At 70.1% G+C, this 17389-nt stretch carries 19 protein-coding genes; 10 read left to right on the top strand and 9 right to left on the bottom strand.

Annotation, left to right across the window (positions count from 1 at the left end):
• The first annotated feature begins 13 nt into the window (after positions 1 to 13).
• The 7 genes from nadC to ABZ624_RS19495 all read left to right on the top strand — a co-directional run bounded on the left by nadC (position 14) and on the right by ABZ624_RS19495 (position 4693).
• Positions 14 to 991: a carboxylating nicotinate-nucleotide diphosphorylase gene (nadC, locus tag ABZ624_RS19465; protein ID WP_360089940.1), complete on the top strand. Its 978-nt coding sequence runs from the start codon at positions 14 to 16 to the stop codon at positions 989 to 991.
• A 5-nt stretch (positions 992 to 996) separates the two neighbouring features.
• A complete protein-coding gene (locus ABZ624_RS19470) occupies positions 997 to 1794 on the top strand; it encodes a type III pantothenate kinase (protein ID WP_030651508.1) in 798 nt (265 codons plus the stop codon).
• Positions 1795 to 1975: 181 nt separating this feature from the next.
• Positions 1976 to 2647, top strand: coding sequence for a hypothetical protein (locus ABZ624_RS19475; protein ID WP_360090057.1), 672 nt, complete (start codon positions 1976 to 1978; stop codon positions 2645 to 2647).
• Between the two features lie 149 nt (positions 2648 to 2796).
• The gene (locus ABZ624_RS19480; protein ID WP_360089943.1) at positions 2797 to 2973 is read left to right on the top strand and encodes a hypothetical protein; all 177 of its coding nucleotides are present in this window, start codon (positions 2797 to 2799) and stop codon (positions 2971 to 2973) included.
• Positions 2974 to 3094: 121 nt separating this feature from the next.
• Complete coding sequence (locus tag ABZ624_RS19485; protein ID WP_360089946.1) at positions 3095 to 3601, top strand: BlaI/MecI/CopY family transcriptional regulator; 507 nt, start codon at positions 3095 to 3097, stop codon at positions 3599 to 3601.
• Between the two features lie 9 nt (positions 3602 to 3610).
• Positions 3611 to 4144 carry an amino-acid N-acetyltransferase gene (locus ABZ624_RS19490; protein ID WP_228624240.1) on the top strand — a complete coding sequence of 178 codons (534 nt, stop codon included), beginning with the start codon at positions 3611 to 3613 and terminating at the stop codon, positions 4142 to 4144.
• 213 nt (positions 4145 to 4357) lie between these two features.
• Positions 4358 to 4693: an Lsr2 family protein gene (locus ABZ624_RS19495; protein ID WP_360089949.1), complete on the top strand. Its 336-nt coding sequence runs from the start codon at positions 4358 to 4360 to the stop codon at positions 4691 to 4693.
• Here the strand turns inward: ABZ624_RS19495 and ABZ624_RS19500 are convergent.
• On the bottom strand, positions 4672 to 5424 hold the full coding sequence (locus ABZ624_RS19500) for an SCO3374 family protein (protein WP_360090060.1): 753 nt from the start codon (positions 5422 to 5424) through the stop codon (positions 4672 to 4674). The two genes, ABZ624_RS19495 and ABZ624_RS19500, sit on opposite strands and share 22 nt — an antisense overlap.
• A gap of 430 nt (positions 5425 to 5854) precedes the next feature.
• On the opposite strand from ABZ624_RS19500, the gene ABZ624_RS19505 reads away from it, so the two are divergent.
• A complete protein-coding gene (locus tag ABZ624_RS19505) occupies positions 5855 to 8380 on the top strand; it encodes an ATP-dependent Clp protease ATP-binding subunit (protein ID WP_360089952.1) in 2526 nt (841 codons plus the stop codon).
• Positions 8381 to 8468: 88 nt separating this feature from the next.
• Here ABZ624_RS19505 and ABZ624_RS19510 read toward each other — a convergent pair whose 3' ends face one another.
• Positions 8469 to 9083 carry an HAD family acid phosphatase gene (locus tag ABZ624_RS19510; protein WP_360089955.1) on the bottom strand — a complete coding sequence of 205 codons (615 nt, stop codon included), beginning with the start codon at positions 9081 to 9083 and terminating at the stop codon, positions 8469 to 8471.
• 394 nt (positions 9084 to 9477) lie between these two features.
• Here ABZ624_RS19510 and ABZ624_RS19515 point away from each other — a divergent pair, with 394 nt between their 5' ends.
• Positions 9478 to 10029 (top strand): M23 family metallopeptidase, encoded by a 552-nt coding sequence (locus ABZ624_RS19515; RefSeq protein ID WP_360089958.1) that lies wholly within the window; start codon positions 9478 to 9480, stop codon positions 10027 to 10029.
• Position 10030: 1 nt separating this feature from the next.
• Here the strand turns inward: ABZ624_RS19515 and ABZ624_RS19520 are convergent, their stop codons facing one another.
• The gene (locus ABZ624_RS19520; protein ID WP_360089961.1) at positions 10031 to 10630 is read right to left on the bottom strand and encodes a TetR/AcrR family transcriptional regulator; all 600 of its coding nucleotides are present in this window, start codon (positions 10628 to 10630) and stop codon (positions 10031 to 10033) included.
• 125 nt (positions 10631 to 10755) lie between these two features.
• Between ABZ624_RS19520 and ABZ624_RS19525 the strand changes: the two genes are divergently transcribed.
• Positions 10756 to 12324 carry an MDR family MFS transporter gene (locus ABZ624_RS19525; RefSeq protein ID WP_360089964.1) on the top strand — a complete coding sequence of 523 codons (1569 nt, stop codon included), beginning with the start codon at positions 10756 to 10758 and terminating at the stop codon, positions 12322 to 12324.
• Positions 12325 to 12410: 86 nt separating this feature from the next.
• Here ABZ624_RS19525 and ABZ624_RS19530 read toward each other — a convergent pair whose 3' ends face one another.
• From ABZ624_RS19530 to ABZ624_RS19555, 6 genes are all read right to left on the bottom strand, one after another.
• The gene (locus ABZ624_RS19530) at positions 12411 to 12800 is read right to left on the bottom strand and encodes an SDR family oxidoreductase (RefSeq protein WP_360089967.1); all 390 of its coding nucleotides are present in this window, start codon (positions 12798 to 12800) and stop codon (positions 12411 to 12413) included.
• A 37-nt stretch (positions 12801 to 12837) separates the two neighbouring features.
• Complete coding sequence (cseC, locus tag ABZ624_RS19535; protein WP_360089970.1) at positions 12838 to 14193, bottom strand: two-component system sensor histidine kinase CseC; 1356 nt, start codon at positions 14191 to 14193, stop codon at positions 12838 to 12840.
• Between the two features lie 11 nt (positions 14194 to 14204).
• Entirely contained in the window at positions 14205 to 14909 is a 705-nt protein-coding gene (gene cseB, locus ABZ624_RS19540; protein ID WP_360089973.1) for a two-component system response regulator CseB, read from the bottom strand.
• Positions 14910 to 14948: 39 nt separating this feature from the next.
• A complete protein-coding gene (locus ABZ624_RS19545) occupies positions 14949 to 15551 on the bottom strand; it encodes a hypothetical protein (RefSeq protein WP_360089976.1) in 603 nt (200 codons plus the stop codon).
• 41 nt (positions 15552 to 15592) lie between these two features.
• Positions 15593 to 16132: a SigE family RNA polymerase sigma factor gene (locus ABZ624_RS19550; protein ID WP_031165128.1), complete on the bottom strand. Its 540-nt coding sequence runs from the start codon at positions 16130 to 16132 to the stop codon at positions 15593 to 15595.
• A 274-nt stretch (positions 16133 to 16406) separates the two neighbouring features.
• The gene (locus tag ABZ624_RS19555) at positions 16407 to 17282 is read right to left on the bottom strand and encodes an A/G-specific adenine glycosylase (protein WP_360089979.1); all 876 of its coding nucleotides are present in this window, start codon (positions 17280 to 17282) and stop codon (positions 16407 to 16409) included.
• Positions 17283 to 17389: the final 107 nt, after the last annotated feature.

Below are 17389 nucleotides of genomic sequence, written 5' to 3' on the forward strand. Positions count from 1 at the left end.
AGCAGTGACGAACGTGAGCACCGACGACCTTCCCCTCGCCCCCACCGGCGGCTGCGGCGACGGCTGCGCCTGCGGCGCCGAGGGCGACGAGGAGTACCTGGAGAGCGGGCTCGACCCCGCGCTCGCCGAGCTGCTGGCCGCCGCCGGGCTCGATCCCGTAGAGGTCGAGGACATCGCCAATGTGGCCATCCAGGAGGACCTGGACGGCGGCGTGGACGTGACGACCGTCGCGACCATCCCCGAGGAGGCCGTCGCCACCGGTGACTTCACCGCGCGCGAGGCGGGCGTCGTGGCGGGCCTCAGGGTCGCCGAGGCCGTGCTCTCCGTGGTCTGCACCGCCGAGTTCGAGGTCGAGCGGCACGTCGAGGACGGCGACCGGGTCGAGGCCGGACAGAAGCTGCTGTCGGTCACCACCCGCACGCGTGACCTGCTGACCGCCGAGCGCAGCGCGCTGAACATCCTGTGCCGCCTGTCCGGCATCGCGACCGCCACGCGCGCGTGGGCGGACGCGCTGGAGGGCACCAAGACGCGGGTGCGGGACACCCGCAAGACGACCCCCGGGCTGCGTTCGCTGGAGAAGTTCGCCGTCCGCTGCGGCGGCGGTGTCAACCACCGCATGTCGCTGTCCGACGCGGCCCTGGTGAAGGACAACCACGTGGTGGCCGCCGGTGGCGTCGCGCAGGCTTTCAAGGCTGTCCGGGAGCAGTTCCCGGAGGTGCCGATCGAGGTCGAGGTCGACACCCTGCACCAGCTGCGCGAGGTGGTCGACGCGGGCGCGGACCTGATCCTGCTGGACAACTTCACGCCCCACGAGTGCGCGGAGGCCGTCGGGATCGTCCGCGGCCGGGCGCTGCTGGAGGCCTCCGGCCGGCTGACGCTCGACATCGCGCGCGTGTACGCCGACACGGGCGTGGACTTCCTGGCCGTCGGCGCGCTCACCCACTCGTCGCCGATCCTGGACATCGGCCTGGACCTGCGCGAGGCGGAGTAACGGCCATGCTGCTCACGATCGACGTCGGCAACACGCACACCGTCCTCGGACTGTTCGACGGCGAGGACATCGTCGAGCACTGGCGCATCTCCACGGACGCGCGCCGCACGGCGGACGAGCTGGCGGTGCTGCTGCAGGGCCTGATGGGCATGCACCCGCTGCTCGGCGAGGAGCTGGGCGACGGCATCGACGGCATCGCGATCTGCGCGACGGTCCCGTCGGTGCTGCACGAGCTGCGCGAGGTCACCCGGCGCTACTACGGCGACGTCCCCGCGGTCCTGGTCGAGCCGGGCGTGAAGACCGGCGTGCCGATCCTCACGGACAACCCCAAGGAGGTCGGCGCCGACCGGATCATCAACGCGGTCGCGGCCGTCGAGCTGTACGGCGGCCCGGCGATCGTCGTCGACTTCGGTACGGCGACCACGTTCGACGCGGTCTCCGCGCGCGGGGAGTACGTCGGCGGCGTCATCGCGCCCGGCATCGAGATCTCGGTGGAGGCGCTCGGTGTGAAGGGCGCCCAGCTGCGGAAGATCGAGGTGGCCCGGCCGCGCAGCGTGATCGGCAAGAACACCGTCGAGGCCATGCAGGCCGGCATCGTGTACGGCTTCGCAGGGCAGGTCGACGGGGTCGTCAGCCGGATGGCGCGGGAGCTGGCCGACGACCCGGACGACGTCACGGTGATCGCCACCGGCGGGCTCGCGCCGATGGTGCTGGGCGAGTCCTCCGTGATCGACGAGCACCAGCCGTGGCTGACGCTGATCGGGCTGCGCCTGGTGTACGAGCGGAACGTGTCGCGGTTGTGAGGTGACCGGCGCCCTCCTGGAGCGCCGGTTCTCTCGTTTCACGCGCGCGTGGGTCGTGTCCGTGGCCCCGGTCGGGGGAAACCGAGAGCGACACGCGTCGAAAAAACGTCCCGATCCGTCACTTTTGTCCGATTAGCGGTAGCGTCGCCGCATGCCCACGCCATACGGATCCCGCGGCGGCATGGCGTTCGGCGTGGAGGAGCTGCGTGTGCTCCGCCGCGCCCTCGCCCTCGCCCTTCACCCCGGCCAAGCGTCCGCCGAGGACGTCAAGGACTGTTTCCGGCTCGCGGAGTCGCTCGACGAGGCGATGTGCGAGGGGGCGAGACTGCGCGCTTTCCTGGTGGCCGACCTCGGCCGGTACCGGGCCGCACTCCCGGGTACCGCCGCCGGGTATCTCACCCTTCTGGAGGAGGCGCTGGGAGCCGGGCACCGGCCGACGCCGGACGATCTCGCCGCGCTGCGGGCGCTGCGCGGCAACCCGGTGGCGGCCGCGCTGCTGGACCGCTGTCAGGCGCTGGCCGAGCAGGACGTACGGGCCCGGTTCGCGCAGGGTGCGCGCAAGGTGCCCGCGCCCGCCGTACCGCCCTCACGCACCCGCCTGCTGGCCCTTTCGGGCGGCGGGACGGACTGCGGACCCTGGCAGGCCGAGGAGCCGCAGAAACCGGCGCAGAAGCCCGCACAGAGCCCTGTGACGAAGCCGGCGCCCAAGCCTGGGCCGGCGCCTGCGGAGCGGCCCGCCACGGAGCCGGCCACGCCGAAGCGGCCCATCCCGACGCCGGGGGAGGTCTTCCCGCGCCGCAAGCCGGCGCCTCCGGCGGACCCGGCCGAGAACCGCCAGCTGGCCGCCGGCTGAGCAGCACCGGCCTCCCGCCGGGTCGGCCTTCCCGCCCGCACCCCCGGTGCGGGCATCGTCGTCGGGCGCGGGTGGCTTTGGGATGAAAGCCGGGGCGGTTCGGCGTACCCCGTACCTTTCGCCCGCTGCCCCGTGGCTACTCTGGACGCATGGACTACGTCTCCGCGCTCGTGCCTCCGGTCGTGATGGCCCTGTTCTTCATCGGTGTGGTCAGGGTCATCGTGAAGACCCAGGGCGGGGCCGCCAAGGCCAAGGAGGACGCCGCCGTCGACGCCGCCCTCGCGCGCGCGGAGGGTGCGCGTCAGGCCTCCGCCGGCGACGCCTGAGCCGGTGCGCCGGGCAGGCGCGTCCCGATGCGGCTTCGAGGACGCCCTTTTTGTTCCTATTCGCAGGCTTAGTGCACGTCCGGCACGCCATTGCCGGGATCTCCCACTATTGTTCTGAGTTGTGCCTCGCCCATTGGGAGAACTCGAAGACGCGGTCATGACGCGGGTGTGGAAGTGGAACCGCCCGGTGACCGTTCGAGAAGTCCTGGAAGACCTCCAGCAGGAACGCTCCATCGCGTACACCACCGTGATGACCGTTTTGGACAATCTCCATCAGAAGGGCTGGGTCCGCCGCGAGGCGGAAGGGCGGGCCTATCGATATGAGGCCGTCTCGACACGGGCCGCGTACGCCGCCGCCCTCATGAACGACGCCTGGTCACAGAGCGACAACCCGGCCGCCGCACTCGTCGCCTTCTTCGGGATGATGAGCGAGGAACAGCGCCAGGCCCTCAGCGACGCCGTACGCATCGTCCAGGGCCCGGAAACCGTTCAAGCCACCGAACCGCGGCAACAGGAAGCCGCACAAGAGGCCGCGCAACAGGGGGCGACCGAAGCCCGGCAACAGCAAGCGCCCGAAGCCCGGCAAGAGGAGAACCCCGGCTCGGCCGGGGCCGCGGACGGGCGATAGCGTCCGCTCATGTCAGCAGAGCGTCCTGAAGTCTCCGCAAAAGCCATCACCGTCCGGCGTGCCCGGACCAGCGATGTCCCGGCCGTGCGCCGCCTCCTCGACGCCTACGTCCGTGACCGCATCCTGCTCGACAAAGCCACGGTCACGCTTTACGAGGACATCCAGGAGTTCTGGGTCGCGGAACGCGACGACAACGCCGACGTGGTCGGCTGCGGCGCGCTGCACGTCATGTGGGAGGACCTCGCGGAAGTCCGCACTCTCGCGGTGAAGCCCGGTCTCAAGGGCGCCGGGGTCGGCCACCAGTTGCTGGAGAAGTTGCTGCAGACCGCGCGCTGGCTCGGCGTTCGCCGGGTTTTCTGCCTGACCTTCGAAGTGGACTTCTTCGGGAAGCACGGCTTCGTGGAGATCGGGGAGACACCGGTCGACACCGATGTGTACGCGGAGCTCTTGCGTTCCTATGACGAGGGCGTCGCGGAGTTCCTGGGTCTCGAACGAGTGAAACCGAACACCTTGGGCAACAGCCGGATGCTTCTGCATCTGTGATCGTCATTGCCCCGGTTCCCTATGTCCGAAACGCGCATGTTTCCGGACGGAGACGGTCCGCCGGTGCTCTACCGGTCCTCTCCCAGGGGTTTGTGTTTTTCCGGCAAAAGCGGTTTGCTTTCCGACGTACTGCAGTACTGCATATAACAGGGGCGGCGAAACGGCGGACGCCGCAACCCCCGGCCCTCAACGTTATCGATGAAAGGAAATCCGGTGGCACAGAAGGTTCAGGTCCTTCTTGTCGACGACCTCGACGGCGGCGAGGCGGACGAGACCGTGACGTTCGCGCTGGACGGCAAGACATACGAGATCGATCTCACGACCGCCAATGCGGACAAGCTGCGCGGCCTTCTCGACCCCTATGTGAAGGGCGGTCGGCGTACCGGAGGCCGTGCGTCGGGCGGACGCGGAAAGGCGCGTGCCGCTTCCGGTGGCAACCAGGACACCGCGGCGATCCGCGCCTGGGCGAAGGAGAACGGTTACGAGGTCAACGACCGCGGCCGTGTTCCCGCGACCATTCGCGAGGCCTACGAGAAGGCCAACGGCTGATCCCGCCGGCAGGCGGTCGGCAGTCCGGCGCACAGGCGCCGCAGCCGGACCCGGTGACAGTGCGCTGCCACCGTGTCCACCAGCCGTACGAGATCGGGGGCGCTCCCCTCGCGCCCCAGAGCCGGCATGGCCGGCAGCGAGGCCTCGACCTCGCCTCCACGCCCAGGGGGCCGCAGCCATACCGCGGCCCCCTGTACGGATCCCCCCGCCGGAACGGCTCCGTCGAGGACCGTCACGGGCGGAACGACTCCAGCGGCGACGCGCGCCGCCGCCCCGGCCCGCGCGTGGACGGCCGCGCGTGGCCCGCCGCCCGCGGCGACGCCCGCCGGTGGGGCCGGTGCCTCCATTGCGGCCCCCGCGCCCAGCACCCGCAGATCGAGGGTCACGGCGCCCCACTCCAGCCAGTCCAGCAGCCCCGGCAGCTCCTCGGCGCTGCCCGCGGCCAGCAGCAGCTCCATCCGCTCGCCCCGAAGCGCCACCGGAGAGCCCGGCGCGAGATGCCGGAGCGCGCCCGCGCCCGCCTCGGCCGGCACGTCCAGGACGTCGAACCGCACCCCGGTGAGCAGCCGCAGCGGCCGTCCGGGCACTGTCGCCCACCCCAGATCGTTCTCGTACCAGTGACGTGCCCGGACATCCGGGCAGGCCGGAAGACCACCAGCGTCCGCTACGCCCGGATCCGAGGGGCGACGGGGAAGGGGGACCGTTGAGAGCGCGGGGACCGAGCCGACCATGCCCACCGCAACCGCCGAAGCGACCGGCAAGTTACGCTGGGTGCTCTGACGATCGCGCAAAGTGCCGAAAAGGGGGGCGCGCGGAGGTGTGGGGAGGCGCAAGGTTGTTCGCCCATAGCGGAGGGAACCGGTGCGCGCGGCATGGAGTGTCAGTCCCAGCGGGTAAGACATGCCTAGTGGGAGGGGGCGACACGCAGAACGGGCCGTCTCACGTTCGCCATCGGCGTACTGGCGAGTGGGATATCTGCCTGGCCTGCGGGAACATCGTCTCGCACCATCGGGTTGGAGCAGATGTCGGCGTTCGGGGTCAGGAGGCCATCGACGGTGTCGGCAGTTGGAATGAGCGGTCCCCGCTTGCGGGACTAAGCTGCGGAAGGACAGGGAGGGGAAGTTCCCCCCACTGCCTGACCGCTCTGAGGAGCGATTAACGATGTTCGAGAGGTTCACCGACCGCGCGCGGCGGGTTGTCGTCCTGGCTCAGGAAGAAGCCCGGATGCTCAACCACAACTACATCGGCACCGAGCACATCCTCCTGGGTCTCATCCACGAGGGCGAAGGTGTCGCCGCTAAGGCCCTGGAGAGCCTCGGCATTTCGCTTGAGGCGGTCCGCCAGCAGGTGGAGGAGATCATCGGCCAGGGCCAGCAGGCCCCGTCCGGGCACATCCCCTTCACCCCCCGTGCCAAGAAGGTCCTGGAGCTGTCGCTCCGCGAGGCCCTTCAGCTGGGCCACAACTACATCGGCACGGAGCACATCCTGCTCGGCCTGATCCGCGAGGGCGAGGGCGTCGCCGCCCAGGTCCTGGTCAAGCTGGGCGCAGACCTCAACCGGGTGCGGCAGCAGGTCATCCAGCTGCTCTCCGGTTACCAGGGCAAGGAGACCGCCACCGCGGGCGGCCCGGCCGAGGGCACGCCTTCGACCTCTCTCGTCCTGGACCAGTTCGGCCGGAACCTCACCCAGGCCGCTCGTGAGTCCAAGCTCGACCCGGTCATCGGGCGCGAGAAGGAGATCGAGCGGGTCATGCAGGTGCTGTCCCGCCGTACGAAGAACAACCCGGTGCTGATCGGTGAGCCCGGCGTCGGCAAGACCGCCGTCGTCGAGGGTCTCGCCCAGGCCATCGTCAAGGGCGAGGTGCCCGAGACGCTCAAGGACAAGCACCTGTACACGCTGGACCTCGGCGCCCTGGTCGCCGGCTCCCGCTACCGCGGTGACTTCGAGGAGCGCCTGAAGAAGGTGCTCAAGGAGATCCGTACCCGCGGCGACATCATCCTGTTCATCGACGAGCTGCACACGTTGGTCGGTGCGGGTGCCGCCGAGGGCGCCATCGACGCGGCGAGCATCCTCAAGCCGATGCTGGCCCGCGGTGAGCTGCAGACCATCGGTGCGACCACGCTGGACGAGTACCGCAAGCACCTGGAGAAGGACGCGGCCCTGGAGCGCCGTTTCCAGCCCATCCAGGTCGCCGAGCCGTCCCTGCCGCACACGATCGAGATCCTCAAGGGACTGCGCGACCGCTACGAGGCGCACCACCGCGTCTCCATCACGGACGAGGCCCTGGTGCAGGCGGCCACCCTGGCCGACCGCTACATCTCGGACCGCTTCCTCCCCGACAAGGCGATCGACCTGATCGACGAGGCGGGCTCCCGGATGCGCATCCGCCGGATGACCGCTCCGCCGGACCTGCGCGAGTTCGACGAGAAGATCGCCGCCGTCCGCCGGGACAAGGAGTCCGCGATCGACTCGCAGGACTTCGAGAAGGCCGCATCCCTCCGCGACAAGGAGAAGCAGCTCCTGGCCGCCAAGGCCAAGCGGGAGAAGGAGTGGAAGGCCGGCGACATGGACGTCGTCGCCGAGGTCGACGGCGAGCTGATCGCCGAGGTCCTCGCCACGGCCACCGGCATCCCGGTCTTCAAGCTGACCGAGGAGGAGTCCAGCCGCCTGCTCCGCATGGAGGAGGAGCTGCACAAGCGGGTCATCGGCCAGGTCGACGCCGTCAAGGCGCTGTCGAAGGCGATCCGCCGTACGCGTGCCGGTCTGAAGGACCCGAAGCGTCCGGGTGGTTCGTTCATCTTCGCCGGCCCGTCCGGTGTCGGTAAGACCGAACTGTCCAAGGCGCTCGCCGAGTTCCTCTTCGGTGACGAGGACGCGCTGATCTCCCTCGACATGTCGGAGTTCAGCGAGAAGCACACGGTGTCGCGTCTCTTCGGTTCGCCCCCCGGTTACGTGGGCTACGAAGAGGGCGGCCAGCTGACCGAGAAGGTCCGCCGTAAGCCGTTCTCCGTCGTCCTCTTCGACGAGGTCGAGAAGGCCCACCCGGACATCTTCAACTCGCTGCTGCAGATCCTGGAGGACGGTCGCCTGACCGACTCCCAGGGCCGGGTCGTGGACTTCAAGAACACGGTCATCATCATGACGACCAACCTCGGCACCCGGGACATCTCCAAGGGCTTCAACCTGGGCTTCGCCGCCTCGGGCGACACGAAGACCAACTACGAGCGCATGAAGAACAAGGTGTCGGACGAGCTCAAGCAGCACTTCCGCCCCGAGTTCCTCAACCGCGTCGACGACGTGGTCGTCTTCCCGCAGCTGACCCAGTCCGACATCCTGCGGATCGTCGACCTGATGATCGGCAAGGTGGACGAGCGCCTGAAGGACCGGGACATGGGCATCGAGCTCTCCCAGTCCGCCAAGGAGCTGCTGTCCAAGAAGGGTTACGACCCGGTGCTGGGCGCGCGTCCGCTGCGTCGCACGATCCAGCGCGAGGTCGAGGACACGCTGTCGGAGAAGATCCTCTTCGGCGAGCTGCGCCCCGGTCACATCGTGGTCGTGGACACCGAGGGCGAGGGCGACGCCCAGACCTTCACCTTCCGGGGTGAGGAGAAGTCGGCACTGCCCGACGTCCCGCCGATCGAGCAGGCGGCCGGCGGTGCCGGGCCGAACCTCAGCAAGGACGCGTAAGCCTCCGGCGAATCGGCCGGGCAAAGCCGGGCAAAAGGGGCCGGTGCTTTCGGGCACCGGCCCCTTGTCCATGCCCGGCAAACGCCGGTTACGACAACTGGCCGTTGTAGTCCGGCAGCTTGAAGGTCTTGTCGGCGTGGCCGCCGGACAGGTCGGTGGCGCTGTTGCCGATGTTCGCGATGATCGTGTAGCCCTTGTTCTCGATCTCGGCGCGCTGAGCGGTCTTGTAGGCGGCGACATCCTTGAAGAGGTCGAACAGCCCGCGGACGTAGAGACCGGAGACGTCGTAGCCGTCGTGTTCGAGGTTGTACTCGGTGGGCAGATAGATGATGCCCGGGCGGGCCGTGACGAAGAACAGCGAGACGCCGTGCTCCTGGGCGTACTTCGCGACGTTCAGCACGGGCTTGTTGGCCGGCTGCGGGTAGCTGAAACCGAAGTCGGTCTCCAGCGTGGTGTTGTCGATGTCGAAGACGATCGCCTGCTTCTCGCCCGGCCCGGCGGCGGCGATGCGCTCCTTCAGGTAGGGCAGGGCCTGGTCCATCACCGCCTGGCAGTCCTTCTGCCAGGTGGCGTAGTCGACCTTCGCCGAAGGGGCGGAGGGGCCGGCCGTGGTCGCGGCGTGGGCCGGGGCGGCCATCGCGGCCAGGGCGGCCACGGAGACCGCGGTGGCGGAGATGCGGCGCGCCCAGGGGCGTCTGGTCATCGGTGGGGGTCCTCTCACGTCCGTACGTCCGTACGCGTGCCTGAAGTGTCAGGTGCATGATCTGCGGCGAGGGTGGCGCGAGGGGAACCGTAGGGTTACCGGACGGTAGGTGGCCAGAGGTGTGCATCACATTTCTGTGATCGTCGGTTGGGGTGGCCGGTGATAACCGGCACAGGCGAAATATCCCTTACTAGCCTGGATAGTGGGATCGGTCGCCCCGCAAGAAAAGGACTTTCATCGCGGAAGCGGGCGGTGGTTTCACGGTCGTCTACTGCCAGGTGTCGTAGGCAGCGCGTTTTGGGCTGGATGGGGTCCTCGGCTACCAAGGGATGGCCACTTCGCCGGACGTCTGTTCGCGGGGTGGCGGTTCTGTCCCCGAGTCCACGAGGTTTCGATGTCCCAGCGCGTCACGTCCCGTTCTTCCCGTACGTCCTCGCTCCGCACCCGCGTGGCCGTCCTGGCCGCCGGTGCCGGTGCCACGGCCGTGCTGGGGACCGGGGTCGCGAGCGCCGCCGCCCCGTCGGCCGCCTCCTGGGTCGACCCGGTGAAGACGTACACGCTCTCCGCCGGCTTCATGCAGGCCGGCAGCCACTGGGTCGCCAAGCACAGCGGGCAGGACTTCGCTGTGCCGACCGGCACCGAGGTCGTCGCCGCGCACGGCGGCACCGTCGTCAAGGCCGGCCCGAACGGCGCCGGTGACGGTCCCGCGTACGGCAACGCCGTCGTGATCAGGCACGGCAACGGCACCTACTCGCAGTACGCGCACCTGTCCCGGATCGACGTCAAGGCCGGCCAGGTCGTCGGGACCGGCCAGCACATCGCCCTCTCGGGCTCCACCGGCAACTCCACCGGCCCCCACCTGCACTTCGAGATCCGTACGACCCCGAACTACGGCTCCGCCGTCGACCCGGTCGCGTTCCTGCGCGCCAACGGCGCCAGCGTCTGAGTCAGTCCTTCTCACGGGCGTGTTCGTGTGCCTGTGCGATCAGGCCCAGGGCGACCTCGAGGACGGCCTCGCGCTTCTTCCCGGGGTCGCCTTCCAGGTCCTGCATCACGAACATCCCCGCGTGCAGCGTGAACATCGCGCTGACGGAGCGCACCTGGTCCACGAGGTCGGCCTCGGGGTCGATCAGGATGTCCCGGAGGCCCCGCATGCGGTCCTTGAAGGCGTCGCCGATGCGCAGTTCCCGTACGGTCGCCTGGTTCTCCTGCATGAAGCGGAACAGCGGCTCGGCGCCGGACAGGGCCTCGCTGTAGCGCCGTACGAGGTCCTGCTTGGTCTCCAGGGTGTGCGGCTGGCTGCGGCCCCACTCGATCAGATCCTCGATCGGTTTCGTCAGATCCTCGAAGAGGCTGACGATGATCTCTTCCTTGGTCTTGAAGTGGTAGTACAGGGCCGCCTTCGTGACGTCGAGACGCTCGGCGATCTCGCGCAGAGAGGTCTTCTCGTAGCCCTGCTCCGCGAAGAGTTCGAGCGCGACGTCCTGGATGCGCTGGCGGGTGTTGCCGCGGCGCTGCTGCTTGGTGCCGTCCATGGTGACGCCCATCCTCGTACTCCTCGCGCTCCCGCGGAAACTTACTTGACGACCGGCTAGTTACGCGGCTACTTTCCCTAGTGTACTGAGCTAGCCGGGCGGCAAGTAAGTAGCCGCCGTACGGGGAGTGGGAAGAGATGGCGGACGCGGTCGAAAGCGGCACGGAGGGCAAACGGCCCAGGAGTGTGCGGGTGGTCCTGCTCGCGCTCATGATCGCGATGATGCTCGCGATGCTCGACAACATGATCGTGGGCACGGCCATGCTGACGATCGTGAGCGACCTGGGCGGCCTGGAGCACCTGTCCTGGGTGGTCACCGGTTACACCCTGGCCACCGCGGCCTCGACCCCGGTCTGGGGCAAGGTCGGGGACATGTACGGGCGCAAGGGCGCCTTCCTCGGCTCGATCGTGATCTTCCTGATCGGTTCGGCGCTCAGCGGCATGGCCCAGAACATGGGCGAGCTGATCGGCTTCCGTGCCCTGCAGGGCCTCGGCGCCGGCGGGCTGATGGTCGGCGTCATGGCGATCATCGGCGATCTGATCCCGCCGCGGGAGCGCGGCAAGTACACCGGCATGATGGCCGGCGTCATGGCGCTGGCGATGATCGGCGGCCCGCTGGTCGGCGGCACCATCACCGACAACTGGGGCTGGCGCTGGGCCTTCTACATCAACCTGCCGCTGGGTGCCGTGGCCCTGGTACTGGTCAGCGCCGTGCTGCACCTGCCCAAGAAGCGGACGCAGGCGCGCATCGACTACCTGGGCGTCGCGCTGCTGACCGTCGGCATCACCTCGATCGTGCTGGTCACCACCTGGGGCGGCGCCGAGTACGCCTGGACTTCCGCGCGGATCATGGAACTGATCGGCATCGGCGTCGCCACGCTGATCGGGTTCGTGTTCTGGCAGACGAAGGCCGCCGAGCCGGTCGTGCCGCTGCACATGTTCCGGAGCCGCAACTTCACCCTGATGTCCCTCATCGGCTTCATCACCGGCTTCGTGATGTTCGGCGCCACGCTCTATCTGCCGCTGTACCAGCAGGCCGTGCAGGGTGCCTCCGCGACCAACTCCGGTCTGCTGCTCCTGCCGATGCTCGGCGCGATGCTGGTGACCTCGATGGTCGCGGGCCGGGTGACCACCAACAGCGGCCGCTACAAGATCTTCCCGATCGCCGGTGGCGCGCTGATGATCGTCGGGCTGTACCTGCTGTCCCTGATGGGCACCGGTACGACCCGGCTGACCTCCGGCGTCTACATGGCCGTCCTGGGCCTGGGCATGGGCTGCCTGATGCAGGTCACCATGCTGGTGGCGCAGAACAGCGTGGAGATGAAGGACATGGGCGTGGCCTCGTCGTCCTCGACGCTGTTCCGTACGCTCGGCTCCTCCTTCGGTGTGGCCATCATGGGCGCGCTGTTCAACAACCGGGTCCAGCACGTCATGGCCGAGCGGGCCGGTGCGCTGGGCAAGGGCGTCACCGAGAGGTCCGCGCAGCTGACCCCGGACCGCCTGAAGAAGCTGCCGGCGCCGATCCGGGGCGCGTACCAGCACGCGGTGTCCGCCGGTACGCACTCGGCGTTTCTGCTGGGCGCGGTGGTCGCGGTGCTCGTGCTGATCGCGGCCCTGTTCGTGAAGGAAGTCCCGCTGAGGAGCGGGAAGCCTTCGGCGGACAGCGGTGACGAGGTGGCTCCGGTGCAGGTCGTCGAAGCCGTGTGAGGTGTGCCTGAGCTGAAGGCCCCGGGGTGGTGTCCGCCCCCGGGGTCTTCTGTGTGTGTGCCGGTCGGGGCGGGCTCGGGGCGCTTTCAGCGTCCCGTAGCCAGAGTTGCCCCGCCGGTGGCCTCCAGCACCACGCCCGTCATGAAGTCGTTGGCCGCGAGCAGGTGGATCGCGCGGGCGATGTCCCCGGGGCGGCCGATGCGGCCGACGGGCGTGATCGCGGCGAAGCCGTCGAAGAGGGCCCGGCGCTGCCCGGCCGGCACGCCGTCCCACCAGGGAGTGTCGACGACGCCCGGGGAGACGGCGTTGACGCGGAGCGGTGCCAGTTCCACGGCGAGGGGCGGGACCATCGCCTCCAGGGCGCCGTTGATCGCGGCCAGGCCGGCGGTGCCGGGCAGGGCGGCGCGGGCGGAGGCGGCGGTCACCAGGGTCACCGAGCCGTCGCGGCGCAGGGCGGGCAGGGCGGCCTGGAGCACATGGACAGAACTTGCCGGCGAAGCCGTCCGCGGCGCTTCAGCCGGCGCCGCCCGACAACGGCAGCGTCGGGTAGCTGCCCGTTGCCGTCGGCGCGTGCTCCGGCAGCCACAGCACCGCTACCGCGCCCTCGGCGGGGATGCCGTCGGGGGCGCCGACGGGGCGTACGTTGCGGAAGGTCAGGCGGGCGCCGAGTACCCGGGCCTGGCCCGCCGCGATGGTCAGGCCCAGCCCGTGGCCCGTACCGGCGCGGTCCTTGCTGCCGGTGCGGAAGCGGCTCGGTCCTTCGGCGAGCAGTTCCTCGGGGAAGCCGGGACCGTGGTCGCGGACCCGGATGACCCGGCCCTCGACAGTCACCTCGATCGGCGGTCTGCCGTGCCGTGCCGCGTTGGCGAGCAGGTTGAACAGCACCCGCTCCAGCCGCCGCGGATCGGTGGTGACCTGCGACTCGTGCACCACTCGTACGGCGATGTCCGGGTCCTTGGCGGCCACCCGCCGGGCGACGAACTCGCCGAGCATGATGTCCTGCAGCTCGGCCCGCTCCGAGGCGCCGTCGAGCCGGGCCACCTCCAGGACGTCCTCGACGAGCGTGCGCATCGCCTTCGCCCGGTCCAGGACCAGCTCCGTCGGCCGGCCCGGCGGCAGCAGTTCGGCGGCCGTCAGCAGGCCCGTCACCGGGGTGCGCAGTTCGTGCGCGATGTCGGCGGTGACCCGCCGCTCGGCCTCCAGCCGCTGCCGCAGCGCGTCCGCCATGGCGTCCACGGCGCGCGCGAGATCGTCGGTCTCGTCCCGTACGACCCCGCCGATGGCCTCCCGGACCCGGACGTCGGTCTCGCCCTTGGCCACCTGGTTCGCCGCGGCCGCCGCCTTGCGCAGCCGCCCGGACAGCTGCCCGCCGATCAGCACGCCGAGCGCGCTGCCGCCGAACACGACCGCGACGGAACCGATGACCAGAGCCTGGTCGAGGTCCTTCATCACATCGGTGGAACGGTCCGGCATATGGCTGTGCAGGGACAGCACACGCCCGTCCTTGGTGGGCACGGCCGCCCAGATGTCCGGCACCCCGCCCCGGTCGATGACGTCGCTGGCCTTGCGGCCGTCCGCGACCTTCTCGCGCAGCGCGGCCGGCAGCTCGGGGTCGTCGATCTTGATGTTCGGGAAGTTCGGCCGCCGGTTCTGGTCGTAGTTGTGCTGCGCGAACTGGAGGCGCTGGTTGGCCAGGTCGCGTGCGTTGTCGAGCATCGAGACCCGGGCCGCGTTGTGCACGACCAGGCTCAGCGCGATCGCCACCAGCCCGGCCACCAGCGCGATCGCCGCGCTGAGCTTCCATCTCAGTCCGGTGTGCAGGCCCGCGCGCTCCACGCGCCGGACCGGGTGTCGCAGGATCCCCCGCATCGCCGCCCCGCTCAGGCCTTCAGCTTGTAGCCGAAGCCGCGGACGGTCTCGATCCGGTCCTGGCCGATCTTCTGGCGCAGCCGCTGCACATGCACGTCGACGACCCGGGTGTCCCCGCCCCAGCCGTAGTCCCAGACCCGCTCCAGCAGCTTGTCGCGGGAGAGCACCGTGCCCGGCGCGGAGGAGAACTCCAGCAGCAGCCGCATCTCGGTCGGGGTGAGCGCGACCGGCTGCCCGGCCCGGCGTACCTCCATGCCCTCGGTGTCGATCTCCAGGTCCCCGAAGCTGAGCACCCCGCCGGTCATCGCGTCCGCGCCGGACTCGGCCTGGCCGCTGCCGCCCGCGTGCCCGAAGCGGCGCAGCACCGCCCGGATCCGCGCGACCAGCACGGCGCCGTCGAACGGCTTGGTCACATAGTCGTCGGCGCCCGCCTCCAGACCGAGGACGACGTCGATGGAGTCGGCGCGCGCCGACAGCATGATCACCGGCACGGTCGACTCGTCCCGGATACGACGGCACAGGCTGACCCCGTCCAGACCGGGGACCATGACGTCCAGCAGGGCGATGTCGGGGCGGTTCGCCCGGAACGCCTCCAGGCCCGACAGCCCGTCGGGCATGGCGGTGACCGCGAAGCCGTCCCGCTCCAGGGCGAGCTGGGTGGCCTCGCGGATGACATCGTCGTCCTCGACGAACAGGACGTGGGTCTGGTCTGCCATCCCGGTGCTCTCAGTCCTCGTGGTGGGTGCGTGTGGGGGTCAGCTGTCCTGCGGGGGCGCCGCGTCGCCGCCGGTTCTGCTGTAGTAGGTCTCGTGCCGGGTCCGCTCGGTGAACCGGCCCGCCCTCCAGTGGTAGGTGATCACGGTTTCCCGGGACGGGTTGGCCGCCGGGTCGTCCGTGTCGTACACCTGCTTGGTCACGGTCAGCTCGGTGCCGTCGATCTCCGAGAAGACCGGCGAGTCCTCCGCCTTGAACACATTCTCGTACGTTCCCCCGACGTCCCGGTACACGTACGTGCCGATGCCCACCCAGTCACCGCAGGCCCACACGTTCACCAGGACGTCGTTGACGGACCCGCCGGTCAGGTCGCCGTAGGTGGCCTCGACCGGGTAGTCGTCGCCGCTGCACGGCTTCAGTTCCCGCTTCACCGCCGTGGAGACCGCCGGGTCCTTCTTGAGCAGGGAGACCGGGTCCACTCGCCGGTAGCGGCTGGCCGGGCTCGGGCTCGGGCTGGGTGAGGCGACGGTTCCCGTGGCCGCCGACGCGTGTGCCGGGCCCTCGTCCCGGGTGCCGGTGCCCCCCGTGCCGCACGCGGCGACGAAAAGGGCAAGGGCGGCGAGCGCGGCCCCCACCGCGATCACCGCCTGTGTACTCCCTCGGGTCCCGACGGACCCGGCCCCGGTCAGGCCGCGCAACGCTCCCGCTCCTCACGCTCCAGCGCGCGTGCGTCCAGATCGCGGGCCTCCAGCTCCTCACGGAGCCGGGCGAGCGCCCGGTGCAGCGTGCTCTTGACCGTACCGGCCGACATGCCGAGGGCCGCGGCGGTCTCCTCCGTGGACATCTGCTCCCAGTGTCGCAGCACCACGACGCTCCGCTGCTTCGGTGCGAGCACTTTCATGACATCCATCAGCAGGGCCCGGTCGGCGTGCTGCTCGGTGGCGTCGTCCACGGACGCGTCCGGCAGCTGCTCGGTCGGGACCTCCTCCAGCTTGCGTGCCCGCCACCACTCCGTACGGGTGTTGATCATGACGCGGCGCAGGTAGGCGTCGGCGAGCCGCTTGTCCGCGATGCCCTCCCAGCGGCCGTACGTCCGCACCAGCGCCGTCTGCAGCAGGTCCTGGGCGTCGACGGGGTCCGGCACCAGTCGGCGCGCACTGCGCAGCAGCGCGTCCTGCCGGGTGCGGACGTACTCCTCGAACTCGAGCACCTCGCCCTGCGCCATGATCAACCGCCTCCCGTTCCCCGTTCACTCCGGCCCGTTGCCTGAAGTACCTGCGTCCCCGTGCCCGGTGGTCTGCCGGGCACGGAAAAGAAACTACGGAGTGGTTGTCACGGCGTTGTCCGAACCAGCCTGCGGCTAGCAATCGGCTGTCCGTCGGTTGTGTAACGGCCGTGGGAACGGGGTAAGCAGGTCGACCGTTACGTCCCTTTATGTGGGCCTTTGTCGAGCGAATGGGTCCGTAACAGAGCCGCTGAAGCTGTGACTTGGTTGTCCGTCAGCTCAGCGGCAGCCGATACAGGCCGCCCGGCAGCGGCTCCACCAGGCCGTCCGCGACGAGCCCGTCGAGCGCGCGGGCGCGCTGCACCGGCTCGTGCCACACCCGGTCCAGCACCGGCTGCGGCACCGGCGCGTGCGCCTCCCGCAGTACCGCCAGCAGCTTGCCGCGCACCTGCCGGTCCGTACCGGCGTACGTCTGTCCGCGGCGCGGCGGGCCCGCGTGCTCCGGCTTGCCGGCCAGCCGCCAGGCGCACTGCGCGGCGATCGGGCACCGCCCGCACCCCTCGTTCTTCGCCGTGCACACCAGCGCGCCCAGCTCCATCGAGGCCGCCGCCCAGCGCGCGGCGGTCTTCTCGTCCTCCGGCAGCAGCTCACGGGCGAGCCTGCGCTCGGCGGCCGTCGTCGCGTTGGGCGGGTACTGCATCCCCGTCACCGCGCGCGCGAGGACCCGGCGCACATTCGTGTCCAGCACCGGATGCCGCTGCCCGTACGCGAACGAGGCCACCGCGGCGGCCGTGTACTCGCCGATGCCGGGCAGTGCCAGCAGCTGCGCGTGATCCGTCGGTACGTCCCCGCCGTGCCGTTCCGTTATGGCGACCGCCGCGCCGTGCAGCCTGAGGGCCCGGCGCGGGTAGCCGAGCCGGCCCCAGGCGCGCACCGCCTCGCCCGGCGCCTCCTTCGCCAGGTCGGCGGGGCGCGGCCAGCGGGTCAGCCACTCCTCGTAGACGGGCAGGACCCGGCTGACCGGGGTCTGCTGGAGCATGAACTCGCTGACCATCACACCCCACGGGCCCGCCTCCGGGCGGCGCCAGGGGAGGTCGCGGGCATGGGCGTCGAACCAGGCGATCACGGGGGTGTGCAGCTTCTCAGTCATGGCCTTCCGATCCTGCCACGGCTCGGCCCGCCTGGCGGGTGACGGCACGGTCACGCACCGTCGCGGTGAAGGAAGGGCCTCGCGGCCGACGGCAGTTGCCGGGATGA

The sequence above is a fragment of the Streptomyces sp. NPDC007205 genome, from assembly GCF_040634095.1.
Taxonomy (GTDB): Bacteria; Actinomycetota; Actinomycetes; order Streptomycetales; family Streptomycetaceae; genus Streptomyces.